The 13,463-nt window shown below is 70.7% G+C and carries 16 protein-coding genes; 1 reads left to right on the forward strand and 15 read right to left on the reverse strand.

Annotation, left to right across the window (positions count from 1 at the left end; all coding sequences use genetic code 11):
• Window positions 1–227: 227 nt before the first annotated feature.
• The 7 genes from nusA to AC2D8W_RS11230 all read right to left on the reverse strand — a co-directional run bounded on the left by nusA (window position 228) and on the right by AC2D8W_RS11230 (window position 4,766).
• The gene (gene nusA / locus AC2D8W_RS11200) at window positions 228–1,922 is read right to left on the reverse strand and encodes a transcription termination factor NusA (RefSeq protein ID WP_484671610.1); all 1,695 of its coding nucleotides are present in this window, start codon (window positions 1,920–1,922) and stop codon (window positions 228–230) included.
• A gap of 10 nt (window positions 1,923–1,932) precedes the next feature.
• Window positions 1,933–2,484, reverse strand: a complete 552-nt coding sequence (gene rimP / locus AC2D8W_RS11205) for a ribosome maturation factor RimP (protein WP_484671611.1) — start codon at window positions 2,482–2,484, stop codon at window positions 1,933–1,935.
• A 116-nt stretch (window positions 2,485–2,600) separates the two neighbouring features.
• Entirely contained in the window at window positions 2,601–3,020 is a 420-nt protein-coding gene (locus AC2D8W_RS11210; protein WP_484671612.1) for a DUF1801 domain-containing protein, read from the reverse strand.
• Window positions 3,021–3,031: 11 nt separating this feature from the next.
• Window positions 3,032–3,250, reverse strand: coding sequence for a hypothetical protein (locus AC2D8W_RS11215; RefSeq protein ID WP_484671613.1), 219 nt, complete (start codon window positions 3,248–3,250; stop codon window positions 3,032–3,034).
• A 12-nt stretch (window positions 3,251–3,262) separates the two neighbouring features.
• Window positions 3,263–3,673 (reverse strand): SRPBCC family protein, encoded by a 411-nt coding sequence (locus AC2D8W_RS11220; protein ID WP_484671843.1) that lies wholly within the window; start codon window positions 3,671–3,673, stop codon window positions 3,263–3,265.
• A 5-nt stretch (window positions 3,674–3,678) separates the two neighbouring features.
• The gene (locus AC2D8W_RS11225) at window positions 3,679–4,002 is read right to left on the reverse strand and encodes an ArsR/SmtB family transcription factor (protein WP_484671614.1); all 324 of its coding nucleotides are present in this window, start codon (window positions 4,000–4,002) and stop codon (window positions 3,679–3,681) included.
• Window positions 4,003–4,055: 53 nt separating this feature from the next.
• A complete protein-coding gene (locus AC2D8W_RS11230; protein WP_484671615.1) occupies window positions 4,056–4,766 on the reverse strand; it encodes a hypothetical protein in 711 nt (236 codons plus the stop codon).
• 107 nt (window positions 4,767–4,873) lie between these two features.
• On the opposite strand from AC2D8W_RS11230, the gene ppa reads away from it, so the two are divergent.
• Window positions 4,874–5,401, forward strand: a complete 528-nt coding sequence (ppa, locus tag AC2D8W_RS11235) for an inorganic diphosphatase (RefSeq protein WP_484671616.1) — start codon at window positions 4,874–4,876, stop codon at window positions 5,399–5,401.
• A gap of 191 nt (window positions 5,402–5,592) precedes the next feature.
• On the opposite strand, the gene trmB is transcribed toward ppa, so the two are convergent.
• The 8 genes from trmB to AC2D8W_RS11275 all read right to left on the reverse strand — a co-directional run bounded on the left by trmB (window position 5,593) and on the right by AC2D8W_RS11275 (window position 13,412).
• Window positions 5,593–6,300: a tRNA (guanosine(46)-N7)-methyltransferase TrmB gene (gene trmB / locus AC2D8W_RS11240; RefSeq protein WP_484671617.1), complete on the reverse strand. Its 708-nt coding sequence runs from the start codon at window positions 6,298–6,300 to the stop codon at window positions 5,593–5,595.
• Window positions 6,301–6,442: 142 nt separating this feature from the next.
• Window positions 6,443–7,663, reverse strand: a complete 1,221-nt coding sequence (metK, locus tag AC2D8W_RS11245; protein WP_293484622.1) for a methionine adenosyltransferase — start codon at window positions 7,661–7,663, stop codon at window positions 6,443–6,445.
• Between the two features lie 72 nt (window positions 7,664–7,735).
• On the reverse strand, window positions 7,736–9,337 hold the full coding sequence (gene lnt / locus AC2D8W_RS11250; RefSeq protein ID WP_484671618.1) for an apolipoprotein N-acyltransferase: 1,602 nt from the start codon (window positions 9,335–9,337) through the stop codon (window positions 7,736–7,738).
• Between the two features lie 4 nt (window positions 9,338–9,341).
• Entirely contained in the window at window positions 9,342–10,238 is an 897-nt protein-coding gene (locus AC2D8W_RS11255) for a hemolysin family protein (protein WP_484671619.1), read from the reverse strand.
• Window positions 10,225–10,695 (reverse strand): rRNA maturation RNase YbeY, encoded by a 471-nt coding sequence (gene ybeY / locus AC2D8W_RS11260; RefSeq protein WP_484671620.1) that lies wholly within the window; start codon window positions 10,693–10,695, stop codon window positions 10,225–10,227. The genes AC2D8W_RS11255 and ybeY overlap by 14 nt, the downstream gene beginning before the upstream one ends.
• Window positions 10,692–11,651: a PhoH family protein gene (locus AC2D8W_RS11265; RefSeq protein WP_484671621.1), complete on the reverse strand. Its 960-nt coding sequence runs from the start codon at window positions 11,649–11,651 to the stop codon at window positions 10,692–10,694. Before AC2D8W_RS11265 ends, ybeY begins: the two co-directional genes overlap by 4 nt.
• Window positions 11,648–12,991, reverse strand: coding sequence for a tRNA (N6-isopentenyl adenosine(37)-C2)-methylthiotransferase MiaB (miaB, locus tag AC2D8W_RS11270; RefSeq protein ID WP_484671622.1), 1,344 nt, complete (start codon window positions 12,989–12,991; stop codon window positions 11,648–11,650). Before miaB ends, AC2D8W_RS11265 begins: the two co-directional genes overlap by 4 nt.
• A gap of 49 nt (window positions 12,992–13,040) precedes the next feature.
• Complete coding sequence (locus tag AC2D8W_RS11275) at window positions 13,041–13,412, reverse strand: Fur family transcriptional regulator (RefSeq protein WP_484671844.1); 372 nt, start codon at window positions 13,410–13,412, stop codon at window positions 13,041–13,043.
• Window positions 13,413–13,463: the final 51 nt, after the last annotated feature.

Raw genomic sequence — 13,463 nt, forward strand, 5'->3', positions numbered from 1 at the left:
GAATCTCACGAGCCCTCCTCCTCGAAGGAGGAGGGTTGGGTGGTGGTGAGGGCGCAGTGTTTCGGTCCCTGGTGCGAGTGGGCGCCGGCGCCCAAGCGCGCCACCCGACCTTGACCTCCTGCGCACACCACCATCCCCGGCCCTTCCTCCGTCGAGGAGGAAGGGAGAAGAGATCAACTTCAGTCGACCGGGGAGGCTGAGCACCAGGGGGACACCTCTGTGCTCGCCTAGGCGTCTTGCGCTTCGGCCGGGGTTTCGGCCTCGGCGAACGCTTCGTCCGAGGGTTCGTCCCCGACGAACTCTTCGACCGGCTCTTCCGGCGCCTCGACCCAGCCCATGGCGATCCGGGCGCGCATGATCAGCGCCTCGGCGTCCTGCGGCTCCAGGCCGAAGGCCTCGAGGATGCCCGCCTCGCGCACGCGCTCGCCGTTCCGCGTCTCGAACCAGCCGCGCAGGTCGTCGGGCACGAGACCCGCCAGGTCCTCGATGGTCTTCACGTCGCCCTCGCCGAGGGCCACGGCCATCGGCAGGGTGATCCCCTCGATCTCCAGGATGCCGTCCTCGACGCCCAGTTCGCGCCGCTTGGCGTCGTACTCGGCCGCTTCCTTCTCGAGGTAGTCGCGGGCGCGGGCCTGGATCTCCTCGGCGGTGTCCTCGTCGAAGCCCTCGATCGCGGCGACTTCCGAGGCGTCGACATAGGCCACGTCCTCGACGCTGGCGAAGCCCTCGGTGACCAGCAGCTGGGCGATGACCTCGTCCACGTCCAGGGCTTCCTGGAACAGGGCCGTGCGCTCGGTGAACTCGCGCTGGCGGCGCTCGCTTTCCTGGCTCTCGGTCATGATGTCGATCTGCCAGCCGGTCAGCTGGCTGGCGAGGCGCACGTTCTGGCCGCGGCGGCCGATGGCCAGGGAGAGTTGCTCATCCGGGACCACGACTTCGACGCGCTCGTCCTCCTCGTCCATCACCACCTTGGAGACTTCCGCCGGGGCCAGCGCGTTCACGATGAAGGTGGCCTCGTCCTGGCTCCACTGGATGATGTCGATCTTCTCGCCCTGCAGCTCGGCCACGACCGCCTGCACGCGGCTGCCGCGCATGCCGACGCAGGCGCCCACGGGGTCGATCGAGCTGTCGTTGGAGATCACCGCCATCTTCGCGCGGCTGCCGGGGTCGCGGGCCACGGCGCGGATCTCGATGACCGCGTCATACACTTCCGGCACTTCCTGGGCGAACAGCTTGGCCATGAAGCCGCCGTGCGCGCGGCTGAGCAGGATCTGCGGACCCTTCGTCTCGCGGCGGACGTCGTAGATGTAGCAGCGGATCCGGTCGCCGATGTTGAAGTTCTCGCGCGGGATCGACTGGTCGCGGCGCATGATGCCTTCGCCGCGGCCCAGGTCGACGACGACGTTGCCGTACTCGACCCGCTTCACCGTGCCGTTCACGATCTCGCCGACGCGGTCCTTGTACTCTTCGTACTGGCGCTCGCGCTCGGCGTCGCGGACCTTCCCCATCACCACCTGGCGGGCCATCTGGGTCTGGACGCGGCCGAACTCGAACGGCGGCAGCAGCTCCTCGTAGACCTTGCCCACCTCGGCGTCCTTGTCGCGGCGCTTGGCGTCGGCGAGGCGCAGGATGCCCGGGGGCTCCTCGAACGGCAGTTCGTTGCCCTCCTCGTCGTAGCCGCCGCCGAACACGGCGTCGTCGGCCACCACCGTGACCACGCGCTTGATCGTGGTCTCGCCGGTCTTGGGATCGATGTGCACGCGGATGTCGTGCTCGGCGCCGTACCGGGCGCGCGCGCCCTTCTGGATCGCCTCCTCGATCGCCTCGATGACGATTTCCTTGTCGATCGCCTTCTCGCGCGCCACGGCCTCGGCGATCTGCAGGAGCTCGAGGCGGTTGGCGGAAATGCCCGTCACGCTCATGGGTGTTCCTCTAGTCGGACGTCTGTTCGTGTTGTTGTTCGGCGGCGAGGCGGGCGGCGCGCTGGGCGGCCCCCCGCTTCATCAGTTCGTCGTTGAGCACCAGCTTGGCCTCGACGATCCAGGCGAAGGGGACAAGAGCGGTCTCGTCCTCGCCCTCGAGGTCGATGGCCACCTGGCCCTCCTCGACCCCGGCCAGCACGCCGCGGAAGCGCTTGCGCCCCTCGGCCAGCCGATCCAGCTCGAGGCGCGCCTCGTACCCTTCGTAGCTGGTGAAGTCCTCCAGCCGGGTCAGCGGCCGGTCGATGCCGGGCGAGCTGACCTCGAGCACGTACTCGCCCGTGATCGGGTCTGCGGCGTCCAGGACCTCGGAGAAGCCGCGCGACAGGCGCGCGCAGTCCTCGACGTTCATGTCACCGTCGCTGGGACGCTCGGCCATCACCTGCAGCTTGCGGCGCTCGGACCCGCCCATCAGGCGCAGCCGCACGATCGCATACCCCTTCGCCTCCGCGACGGGGTCGAGGAGTTCCAGCAGCTTCAGGTCCTCTGCGGTCTTCCCGCGCATGCCAAACCAGGGCCCAGTTAAAGAAAAAAGCGGTCGGGCCGGAGCCCGCCGCCTGAAAGCACCATCCGGCGCTACCAGCGATGTTGGGGGATATATAGCGCGCGATCAGGGGGTTGTCACGTGCGGCGAGTCGCCTGGGCGGGCTTCTTCTTGCCCGCCAGGTTCACGGCCACCGCCGCCTGCACCAGCGCCGTCAGCGCCGCCGCGTCGAACACGTCTCCCTCGCGGATGTCGATCGCGCGGCGGGTATTCCCCTCCAGGCTGGAGTTGAACAGGCCCTTCGGATCGGGGACCGAGGCGCCCTTGGCGAAGGTGAGCTTCACGACCTGCTTGTAGACCTCGCCCGTGGTGACGATGCCGCCGCGCGACCACACGGGGACGCCGCCCCACTTCACCTCCTCGGCGATCTGCGGGTCCGCCGCGATCAGCACCTCGCGGATCCTGGCGAGCGTCCGCCCGCGCCAGTCGTCGAGCCCGGCGATCTTCGCATCGATCGCCCGGGAGGCCTCGGGCCCGCTCAGGGGCTTGCCGCTCATGTCCCGCGCCATCACGCGGCCCTCCGTGCGCGCGCCCGCGTCAGGTACGGCAGGGCGAACAGGTAGAGACCGGTGCCGAACAGCCCGAAGAGCGGGATCAGGACGAGGAGATAGACGGCGAACGGCGGCTGAGCGCCCTTGGCCATCACCATCGCCGCGGAAACGACGATGAAGCCCAGGGTGAAGGCCATGGAGAGCCAGCGGTGGATCTGCCGGATCAGCGGGTTCATGGTTGCGCCTCCTCAGTTGGGTCGGGCCAGAAGCTGGCCGAGATTGTCGAAGAACCGGTTCCAGCCGGCCAGGGCGCCGCCGAGCGCCTGCTTCTGACTCGTCTGGAAGCCCGACTGCTCCATGCGAAGCCGCGTGCCGGCGCCGGCGGGCGTCAGGGTGAAGGTCACCACGCTCTTCAGCGCAAACGCCGGGTCGTCGCTCTCGTGGTCCCAGGTGTAGGCCAGCGTCCGGCCCGGTTCGACGGTCAGGACCTCGCAGTTCAGCACGCCGCCCCACTCGCCACGCAGTTGAAAGCGGTGACCGACGACGGGCAGGAAGTCGTTCTTCATCAGCCATTCGGCGATCAGGTGCGGCTGGGTCAGCGCGCGCCACAGTTTCTCGGGTGGGTGCGCCATCTCGCGCTCGACCACGACGGTCCGCATCTCGCTCACTGGTCCATCCTCTTCAGCAGGTCCTCCAGGGCGTCGAAACGTCCCTCCCAGAACCGGGTCATCTCGCGCGTCCAGTCCACCAGGGGGCCGAGGCCCTCCGGCGCGGCGCTGTAGTGGGTCTGGCGGCCGGCGTGCCGGTCGCGCACCAGCCCGGCCTGCTTCAGCGCCGCGAGATGCTTCGACACCGCCGGCTGCGAGACGCCGGCTTGCGCCGTGAGCGCCCCCACGGTCTGCTCGCCGCCCAGGCAGAGGCGCTCGAAGATCGCGCGCCGCGTCGGGTCGGAAAGGGTCCGGAAGATCAGGTCCTGCGGCGCGCTCAAGATTCATAGCCCGTGAGTTATGAATTGATCCATAACTCTGCGGCTATGGGTCGTCAAGCCTCACGGTTTGGCGCGGGCGAAGCGTCGGCCATGTCGCGCCCCAGCACCGCCGTCAGCTTCGGCCCGAGGGCGATCGAGCGCAGAGGCGCCGCATCGGGTGCGTCGATCCGCACCACGGCGTCATCGCCCGCGCAGACCACCACGTCGCCGCGGGCGCCGCGGTAGAGCCGCCCCTCGTGCGGCGGCGCCGCCGAGCGGATCTCGCCGGCGTCCTCGAACCCGAGGGCCATGAGGTCGCGGCCCGCACGCCCGCCATCCGCCGTCGCGATCCAGACGCGCGCCAGGGGCGGCCCGCCCGCCGGCGGCCGGTGGTAGAGGCCGCGGTTGAACGCGGGGAGGCGCTCCACCTCGTCCAGGTCGTAGTCGATCACGAAGAGCCGGCTGAGCAGGCCCTGGTCCTTGCGGAACGACAGGATGCCCCAGGGTTCGTCCGGCCCGGCGCCCAGGCGCGCACGCCACCCCTGTCGCGCGGCCAGGGCCTCGGCCTCCGCGGCGGGACCGCCCAGGCCCAGCAGCACCTGCCCGTCCTCGGGCGCCTCGTGGACGTCCAGGAAGACCCCGTTGGCGAACCGCACGCCGCGCGCCTGCAGCCGCCCTTCCGGCGCATAGCCGTCGAGTACCGCGAGCCCGCTCGCCGCCGAGAGCGCCGCCAGCGCCGCGTCGCGCCGGGTGGTCCACACCACCACGTGATCGATCCGGAACATGGCTCCTCGACATGACGCCGCCGACCCGGCCGCTCGCCGACCCTTTACTCCAGGTCGCGCATCCCTCAGAGAGCCGCCACTCTTGTGTGTCGCAGAAAGGCCTCCCCATGGACCTCTCCAAGATCCCCGTCGGCGAAAACCCGCCGTACGACGTCAACGCCGTGATCGAGATCCCGCAGGGCGGCGAGCCGGTGAAGTACGAGCTCGACAAGCGCTCGGGCGCAATCTTCGTCGACCGGTTCCTGCACACGGCCATGTACTACCCGGGGAACTACGGCTTCATCCCGCACACCCTGGCCGACGACGGCGACCCGATGGACATCATCGTCGTGGGCCCGACCCCGGTGGTGCCCGGCGCGATCATCCGGGCGCGTCCCGTGGGCGCGCTGATCATGCGCGACGAGGCGGGCGGCGACGAGAAGATCCTGGCCGTGCCGGTGGACCAGCTGCACCCGTTCTACAAGGGCGTGGATTCCTGGCGCTCGCTGCCCGTCATCCTGGTCGAGCAGATCGCCCACTTCTTCAAGCACTACAAGGACCTGGAGAAGGGCAAGAGCGTCGACATCATCCGCTGGGCCGATCCCGAGGAAGCCGCGGACCTGATCCGCCAGTCGATCGACCGCTACCCCGGCTAGACGCGTTCCCGGCTGTCATCCCGGTTTCGCCGCAGGCGAAGACCGGGACCCATACGCGCCCGATGGCCGTGGCGGCCCGCGGGCGGCGCCGCTGCGCTTCATCCGGAAAGGCGGAGTCTATGGGTCCCGGTCTTCCGCTGCGCGGAAACCGGGATGACAGGGGTTGGGGCGGGGGAGAGGCGGCTTCCCGCCTATGGGGCGGGAAGGCGGACGAAGTCGAGGAAGACCGGGGCGCAGTCCCCCAGGCGCTTCTCCTCGTAGCGGGTGGTGACGTGATCGGCCGGCGGTCGTCGCCAGTCGTCGGCGCGCCCGGCGGTCCAGGCGAAGGCGGGGTTCCCGCCGATCACGGCAAGGGCCTGGTCGACATAGTCGGCCCAGTCGCTGGCGAAGCGCAGCCGCCCGCCCGGCCGCAGCACGCGCGCGAGTTCACCCACGGCGGCGGGCTGCACCAGCCGCCGCTTGTGGTGCCGCGCCTTGGGCCAGGGGTCCGGGAAGAGGATGAAGACGCGGGCGAGGCTGGCGTCGGGCAGCCGGGCCAGAAGGTCGCGCACGTCGCCGTCGTGCAGGCGCACGTTCGAGAGGCCCTGCTCGGCGATGTGCCGCACGGCCGAGGCGACGCCGTTGGTGAACGGCTCGGCCCCGAGCACCAGGACGTCGGGCCGCCGGGCGGCCTGGGCGGCCATGTGCTCGCCGCCGCCGAAGCCGATCTCCAGCCAGGTCTCGGCCGCGTCGGGCTTCAGCGCCGCCGGGTCGATGGCGCCTTCCGGCACGCGCAGGCCCGGCAGCCGCTGCTCGACCAGGGCGGCCTGCCGCGGCTTGATCGGCCGCGACTTCAGCCGGCCGAAGGACCGCAGCGGGGGATGGTGGTCGGACATCTCGACGTCGGCACCAAGTGTCATCCCGGTTTCGCGGGACGCGAAGACCGGGACCCATAGACTTCGCGGGAAGCCCTGGAAACGCAAACGGGCGCCGGCGTGCGCGGGTCCCGGCCGTCGCCTGGCGGCGAAGCCGGGATGACGCGCCCTGGCGGGGAAGCGGGGCTTACGCCAGCCGCTTCAGCTCTTCGGCCAGGTCGGTGCGCTCCCACGAGAAGCCGCCCTCGTTGTCGGGCTGGCGGCCGAAGTGGCCGTAGGCGGCGGTGCGCGCATAGATCGGCCGGTTCAGCTGCAGGTGCTCGCGGATGGCCCGCGGCGTCGCGCCGCCGATCATCTCGGGCAGGGCGAGCTCCAGCTTCGCGGGGTCGATCTCGCCGGTGTTGTGCAGGTCGACGTAGAAGGAGAGCGGCTGGGCCACCCCGATCGCGTAGCTGATCTGGATGGTGCACTTCTTGGCCAGGCCCGCGGCGACCACGTTCTTCGCCAGGTAGCGGCAGGCGTAGGCGGCCGAGCGGTCGACCTTCGTGGGGTCCTTCCCCGAGAACGCGCCGCCGCCGTGCGGGGCCGCGCCGCCGTAGGTGTCCACGATGATCTTGCGGCCGGTGACGCCCGCGTCGCCGTCGGGGCCGCCGATCTCGAAGCGGCCGGTCGGGTTGATGTGCCACTTGGTCTTCTTGGTGATCAGGCCCGCGGGGACCACCGATTCCACATACGGCTTGATGACGCCGGCCAGCCGCGACGGCGTGGCGAGCTGCATGCCGATCCGCTTCTTGTGCTGGGTGGAGACCACGATCTGCAGGATCTCGACCGGCTGGCCGTTCTCGTAGCGGACGGTGACCTGGCTCTTGGCGTCGGGCTCGAGCACCGGGCATTCGCCCGAATGGCGGACTTCCGCCAGCTTCTTCAGGATGTCGTGGCTGTACTGCAGCGTGGCCGGCATCAGCGCCGGCGTCTCGTCGCAGGCGTAGCCGAACATGATGCCCTGGTCGCCGGCGCCCTCGTCCTTCTTCTCGGAGGCGTCGACTCCCTGGGCGATGTGGGCGGACTGCTCGTGCAGGTGGCAGGCATACTTCGCCTTGTTCCAGTGGAAGCCCTTCTGCTCGTAGCCGATCTCCTTGATCGCGGCCCGGACCTTGGGCTCGAGGCTCTTCACGATCTCCTTGGTCAGGGCCTTGTTCTCGGCCTTGGAGCCGCCCGGCTTGCCGGCGCGGACTTCGCCCGCCAGCACGATCCGGTTGGTGGTAACCAGCGTCTCGCAGGCGACGCGCGCCTCGGGCTGCACGCTCAGGAAGGCGTCGACCACGGTGTCTGAAATGCGATCGGCGACCTTGTCGGGATGGCCTTCGGACACGCTTTCGCTGGTGAAGATGTAGCTGGAACGGCTCAAGGACGGACTCCGGGAAGATGGGACAGCGTGCGGCGCGGCCTGCAAACTGGGCGCCAGCCTATAAAGAAATCCTTATGTGGCGCCAAGCGACGGCGAAGCGGGATCCTCCTGTGGCCGTCTGCGCCGCCGGCGACCCGCCAGCCACGCCAGCGCCGAGAGGGCGAGAAGACCCGCGAACGGACCCTCGCCCCAGCGACTGTACGGCGTCGGCGCCGTCGCGGATGGCAGCCGCGCGTCGATCACCCCGAACTGGCCGAGGGTGAGCTGCTTGCCGGGAAGGATGCGGCCCTGCGCGTCGATGACGGCCGAGACGCCGGTGGGCGTGGCGCGCACGATCGGCAGGCCCTGTTCGATGGCGCGGTAGCTGGCGATATTCAGGTGCTGCCACGGGCCGCTGGTGCGTCCGAACCACGCGTCGTTGGAGACATTGAGGATCCAGGCCGGCCGGCCGGGGCCATCGCCGGCCAGGCCCGGGAATAGCGCCTCGTAGCAGATCAGCGGCTGAACCGGCGGCAGGCCGGGCGCGACCATCGGCTGCGGCCGGGGGCCCGCCGAGAAGTCCTCCTCCATGTGCACCAGGCTGCGGATCCCGAGCCGGCCGGCCAGGTCGCCCAGCGGGATGAACTCGCCGAACGGCACCAGCCGGAACTTGTCGTAGTAGGCCGCCACCCGCAGGGCCTGGTCGTCGCGGCGGAAGGCGATCAGGGTGTTGAAGTAGCGGTAGCCGCCGCGCGGGTCGCGCTCGGCGCGGTTGGCGCCCATCAGCAGCATCTGTCCCGGCTCGACCACGTCGCGGAGCCGGAGGCTCCAGCCCGGATCGGCGATCAGGTCGTCGATGACCGCGGGCAGCGCGCCCTCGGGCCAGATCACGACGTCGGGACGCCGCCGCGCCGGCTGCCGCGACAGGCCCTCGTACGCGGCGAAGACGGCGTTGAGGTTGTCCGGCCGCCACTTCTCCTTCTGGTCGATGTTCGCCTGGACGACACGGATCACGGGGGCGTCCTTGGCGTAGACCGGCCGCGCCGCCGCGGCGAGCCGGCCCGCGCCGCCCGCGTAGAGGGCCGTGAGCGCCACGCCGGCCGCGATCATCAGCCCCGCCTGCGCCAGCCGCCGCACGGGCAGCATCAGCGTGGCGGGGGCGGACGCGATGGCGAGCGTGATCCAGGTCAGGCCGTAGGCGCCGACGAGCGCGGCCGCCTGCGAGGGGGCGCTGCCGGCGCGCCAGCTCTCGCCGACGAGGTTCCAGGGAAATCCCGTCAGCACGTGCCCGCGCAGCCACTCGGCCGCCGCGAAGACGCCCGCGAAGACCAGCGGCTTCCAGGCGCTGCGCGGCCGCAGCGCGCGATAGGCCGCGCCGGCCGCGCCCCAGAAGAGCGCGAGCCCGCCGCCCATGAGGACCACCGCGAAGGGCGCCATCCAGCCGTGCACCCGGACGTCCACCAGGAACGGCTCGCCGATCCACCAGGTGGAGAGCCCGAAGTAGCCGAGCCCCGCCAGCCAGCCGAGGACGAAGGCCGCGCGCAGCGGCTTCGGCGACTGGATCGTCTCGAGTCGCAGCAGGATCAGGCTGTAGCCCAGCAGCCCCACGATCAGGCCGAAGGGCGGATGGGCGAGGCCCGCCGCAAGCCCGCCCAGGAGCGCCGTCAGCGGCGCGTACCAACGCGAGCGGCTCAAGAGCCTAGGCCTCGATCGGTTGGGAGGCAGGGGCGATGCGGCGCACCCGGACGCGCTTCACCCGGCGCGGATCGGCCGCCAGCACTTCGAGGAGGTAGCCGTCGGGGTGCCGGATCTGCTCGCGCTTCTGCGGCACCCGCCCGGCCAGGGCGTTCACCAGCCCGGCCACGGTGTCGATCTCCTCGTCGAGATCCTCGGGCGCGAGATCGACGCCGTCGCCGATGGCCTGCTCCAGCTCTTCGAGGGGCGCCCGGCCGTCGACGATCCAGCCCTCGTCGTCGCTGATGATCGGCGCGTAGGCCTGATCGGCGGACTCGTCGTGCTCGTCGTCGATGTCGCCCACCAGGGTCTCGAGCAGGTCCTCGAGGGTGACGAGACCGTCCACGCCGCCGAACTCGTCGATCACGAGGGCCATGTGCGTCCGCTTGGCGCGCATGTTCGTCAGCAGCTGGGCGCAGGGCATCGAGGGGGGCACGTACAGGACCTCGCGCACGAGGCTGTGACGGCCCATCAGCACCTTGTCGTCGGGCTTCGGGCGGCGGCTCTTGCGGGCCAGCAGCTTGAAGATGTCCTTCACGTGCACCACGCCCACGGGCTCGTCGAGGGTCTCGCGGTAGACCGGCATCCGGCTGTGCTCGGCTTCCACGAAGCGGTCCGTCACCTCGGCGAAGGTGCAGCTCTTCTCGATGCCCACGATGTCGGCCCGAGGCTTCATGACGTCTTCGACCCGGAGATCCTGGAAGGCCCGCGCCTGGCTCACCAGTTCGCCGCCGCCCTCCATCCGGGGTTCGGGGAGTTCGTCGGCGGCCGCTTCCGCCGTCCGCCGGAACAGGTCGATAAGTCCCATGAGGCCGCGGCGCCGGCCGGGCCTGGATCGACTGGGAGGGTCAGGGTCGCTCATGCTCTCCTTCGCCGGCCGCATAGGGGTCGGGGACACCCAGGCCGGCCAGCACCGCACGCTCGAGGCCTTCCATGGCCTCGGCTTCATCATCGCCCATGTGGTCGTGTCCGCAAAGATGGAGCACGCCATGAACCACCAGATGCTGGAGATGGTGGGCGAGGGTCTTGCCTTGCTCCCGGGCCTCGCGCGCGCAGACGCCATAGGCCAGCGCCAGGTCGCCGAGGTGGAACTCGGGGTTGCGGGGCGCCGGGAAGCTGAGGACGTTCGTCGGCTTGTCCTGCCCGCGGAACTGCGCGTTCAGGGCGCGGACGCTCTCGTCGTCGGTCAGCAGGATGGTGACGCCCTCGTGCCCCGCCTCCTGGCTGTCCAGGGCGGCGAGCGCGGCGCCGCGCGCCAGCAGCTCCGCGCGCGGTTCGGCGGCGGCCCAGGCCTCGTCCTCGATCTCGACGTCGATCAAACCGTGCGCCCGCGCTTGGCCGCGTCGGCGTCGTAGGCGCGGACGATCCGCTCCACCAGCGGGTGGCGGACCACGTCCTCGGACCCGAAGCGCACGATGCCGATCCCCTGCACGCCCTCCAGCAGGTCCACGGCGTGGGCGAGGCCCGAGTCGCGCGGGTTCAGGAGGTCGATCTGGGTGGGGTCGCCGGTCACCGCCATCCGCGCGCCTTCGCCCAGGCGGGTGAGGACCATCTTCATCTGGGCGCGGCTGGCGTTCTGGGCCTCATCGACGATCACGAAGGCATGGCTGAGCGTGCGGCCCCGCAGGAACGCGATCGGCGCGACCTCGATCTCCCCCTTCTCGCGGCGGCGGCGAAGCTGCTCGGCCCCCAGGATGTCGGTCAGCGCCTCCCAGACCGGGGCCATGTAGGGGTCGACCTTCTCGTTCATGTCGCCGGGCAGGAAGCCCAGCCGCTCGCCGGCCTCGACCGCGGGGCGGGAGACGATCAGCCGGTCCACCGCGCCGCGCAGGAGCATGCCCGCGCCGTGCGCGACGGCGAGGAAGGTCTTGCCGGTGCCGGCGGGCCCCAGCCCGAAGACCAGCTCGCACTGGTCCAGCGCCTGGAGGTAGCGCGCCTGGGTGGGCGTCTTCGGCGCCACCTGGCCGCGGCGGCCGATCGGCAGCGGATTGCCGACCACGCCGGGCGCGCCGCCCGTACGCGCCTGGCCGATCGCCACCCGAACGTCGGCCTCGCCGATGTCGAGACCCTGGTCGGCGCGCGCCGCGATGGCCTGCACCGCCTTCTTCGCCGCGCCGCGCGCCTTCGCGTCGCCCGAGAGCGAGACGCCGCCGCCGGGCGTCTCGACCAGGACGCCAAAAGCGTCCTCGATCAGGGCGGCATGGCGGCTGCCCACGCCCGCGACGGCCCGCAGCGCGTCGTCCGACAGCGGAATGAACTCCGGGGCGCGGCTCAAGCGGGCTCCAGTTCCAGCACGCCGGCCAGGCTGTTCCGGGCGGCGCTCTCGATCCTCACCGGAACGATCCGGCCCAGCATCCGATCCGGGGCGGCCACATGCACGGCCTGGAGGTAAGGACTCTTGCCCACCAGCTGACCCGGGTGGCGGCCGGCCTTCTCGAACAACACGGGCAGGGTGCGGCCCGCCTGGGCGGCGTTGAACCCCTGCTGCTGCTCGTCCAGCAGGGCCTGCAGGCGCTGCAGCCGCTCGTCCGCCGCCTCGGGCTTCACCTGGCCCATCATCGCCGCGGCGGGCGTGCCGGGGCGGCGCGAGTACTTGAAGGAGAAGGCGCTGGCGTAGCGCACCTCGCGGACGAGCTGCAGCGTCGCCTCGAAATCGGCGTCGCGCTCGCCGGGGAAGCCGACGATGAAGTCGCCGCTGATGGCGATGTCGGGCCGCGCGGCGCGGATCCGCTCGATCAGGCGTACGTAGCTTTCGGCCGTGTGCGCCCGGTTCATGGCCTTCAGCACCTTGTCCGACCCCGCCTGCACGGGCAGGTGGAGGTACGGCATGAGCTCGGGGACCTCGGCATGCGCGGCGATCAGGGCGTCGTCCATGTCGCGGGGATGGCTGGTGGTGTAGCGGATGCGGTCCAGCCCATCGATCTTCGCCAGCCGCCGTATCAGGGCCGCCAGCCCGCCTTCACCGCCCTGGTCCTTGGCGTAGGCGTTGACGTTCTGGCCCAGGAGCGTGACCTCGCGCACGCCCTTCTCGGCCAGCGCGCGGGCCTCGGCCTCGATGGCGTCGGCCGGCCGACTCCATTCGCCGCCCCGGGTGTAGGGCACGACGCAGAACGTGCAGAACTTGTCGCAGCCCTCCTGCACGGTGAGGAACGCCGACACGCCCGAGGGCCGCCGCTCGGCGGTCAGGGCGTCGAACTTCTCGTCGGGCGCGAAGTCGGCGGCCAGCCGCTCGCCGCGGGCGCGGTGGGCGCGGGCGATGAGCTCGGGCAGCTGGTGATAGGCCTGCGGACCCACGACCAGGTCCACGGCCGGCTGCCGGCGCATGATCTCCTCGCCCTCGGCCTGGGCGACGCACCCGGCGACCGCGATGGTCATGCCGTCGGGCCTCGCCTGCTTCAGGCGCTTCAGCTGCCCCAGTTCGGAGTAGACCTTCTCGGTCGCCTTCTCGCGGATGTGGCACGTGTTCAGCACCACGAGGTCCGCGTCCGCCGGGTCGTCCGTGACGCCATAGCCCAGCGGCGCAAGGACGTCGGCCATGCGCTCGCTGTCGTAGACGTTCATCTGACAGCCGTACGTCTTGATGTAGAGGCGCTTTGCGGGCGCGGTCTCGGACATGGCGTGGGGTTATGGGGTCCCGCTCGCGCGGACGCAAGGAAACCGGCCGTCAGTCCTCGATCGGCACGCCGTAGAGCTCGAGGCGGTGGTCGACGAGCTTGTAGCCCAGCTTGCGCGCGATCGCCTCCTGCAGGGCCTCGATCTCGGCGTCGACGAACTCGACGACCTTGCCGGTCTTCATGTCGATCAGGTGGTCGTGGTGCTCGTCGGTATGCTCCTCGTACCGGGAGCGGCCGTCGCGGAAGTCCAGCCGGTCGATGATGCCGGCCTCCTCGAACAGCCGGACGGTGCGATAGACCGTGGCGATCGAGATGTGGGGGTCCACGGCGTGGGCGCGGCGATGCAGCTCCTCCACGTCCGGATGGTCGGAGGCGAGGGACAGCACGCGCGCGATGACCCGGCGCTGATCGGTCATGCGCATGTTCTTCTCGAGGCAGAGCTTCTCGATGCGGTCCGACACGTGCCGTTTCCT

The sequence above is a fragment of the Phenylobacterium sp. T106 genome, assembly GCF_057219735.1.

Coding starts and splice junctions, on each gene's coding strand:
- nusA (WP_484671610.1), bottom strand. CDS start 1,922: ATGAGCGTGACGGGCATTTCCGCCAACCGCCTCGAGCTCCTGCAGATC.
- rimP (WP_484671611.1), bottom strand. CDS start 2,484: ATGCGCGGGAAGACCGCAGAGGACCTGAAGCTGCTGGAACTCCTCGAC.
- AC2D8W_RS11210 (WP_484671612.1), bottom strand. CDS start 3,020: ATGAGCGGCAAGCCCCTGAGCGGGCCCGAGGCCTCCCGGGCGATCGAT.
- AC2D8W_RS11215 (WP_484671613.1), bottom strand. CDS start 3,250: ATGAACCCGCTGATCCGGCAGATCCACCGCTGGCTCTCCATGGCCTTC.
- AC2D8W_RS11220 (WP_484671843.1), bottom strand. CDS start 3,673: ATGCGGACCGTCGTGGTCGAGCGCGAGATGGCGCACCCACCCGAGAAA.
- AC2D8W_RS11230 (WP_484671615.1), bottom strand. CDS start 4,766: ATGTTCCGGATCGATCACGTGGTGGTGTGGACCACCCGGCGCGACGCG.
- ppa (WP_484671616.1), top strand. CDS start 4,874: ATGGACCTCTCCAAGATCCCCGTCGGCGAAAACCCGCCGTACGACGTC.
- trmB (WP_484671617.1), bottom strand. CDS start 6,300: ATGACACTTGGTGCCGACGTCGAGATGTCCGACCACCATCCCCCGCTG.
- AC2D8W_RS11255 (WP_484671619.1), bottom strand. CDS start 10,238: ATGAGCGACCCTGACCCTCCCAGTCGATCCAGGCCCGGCCGGCGCCGC.
- miaB (WP_484671622.1), bottom strand. CDS start 12,991: ATGTCCGAGACCGCGCCCGCAAAGCGCCTCTACATCAAGACGTACGGC.
- AC2D8W_RS11275 (WP_484671844.1), bottom strand. CDS start 13,412: ATGCGCATGACCGATCAGCGCCGGGTCATCGCGCGCGTGCTGTCCCTC.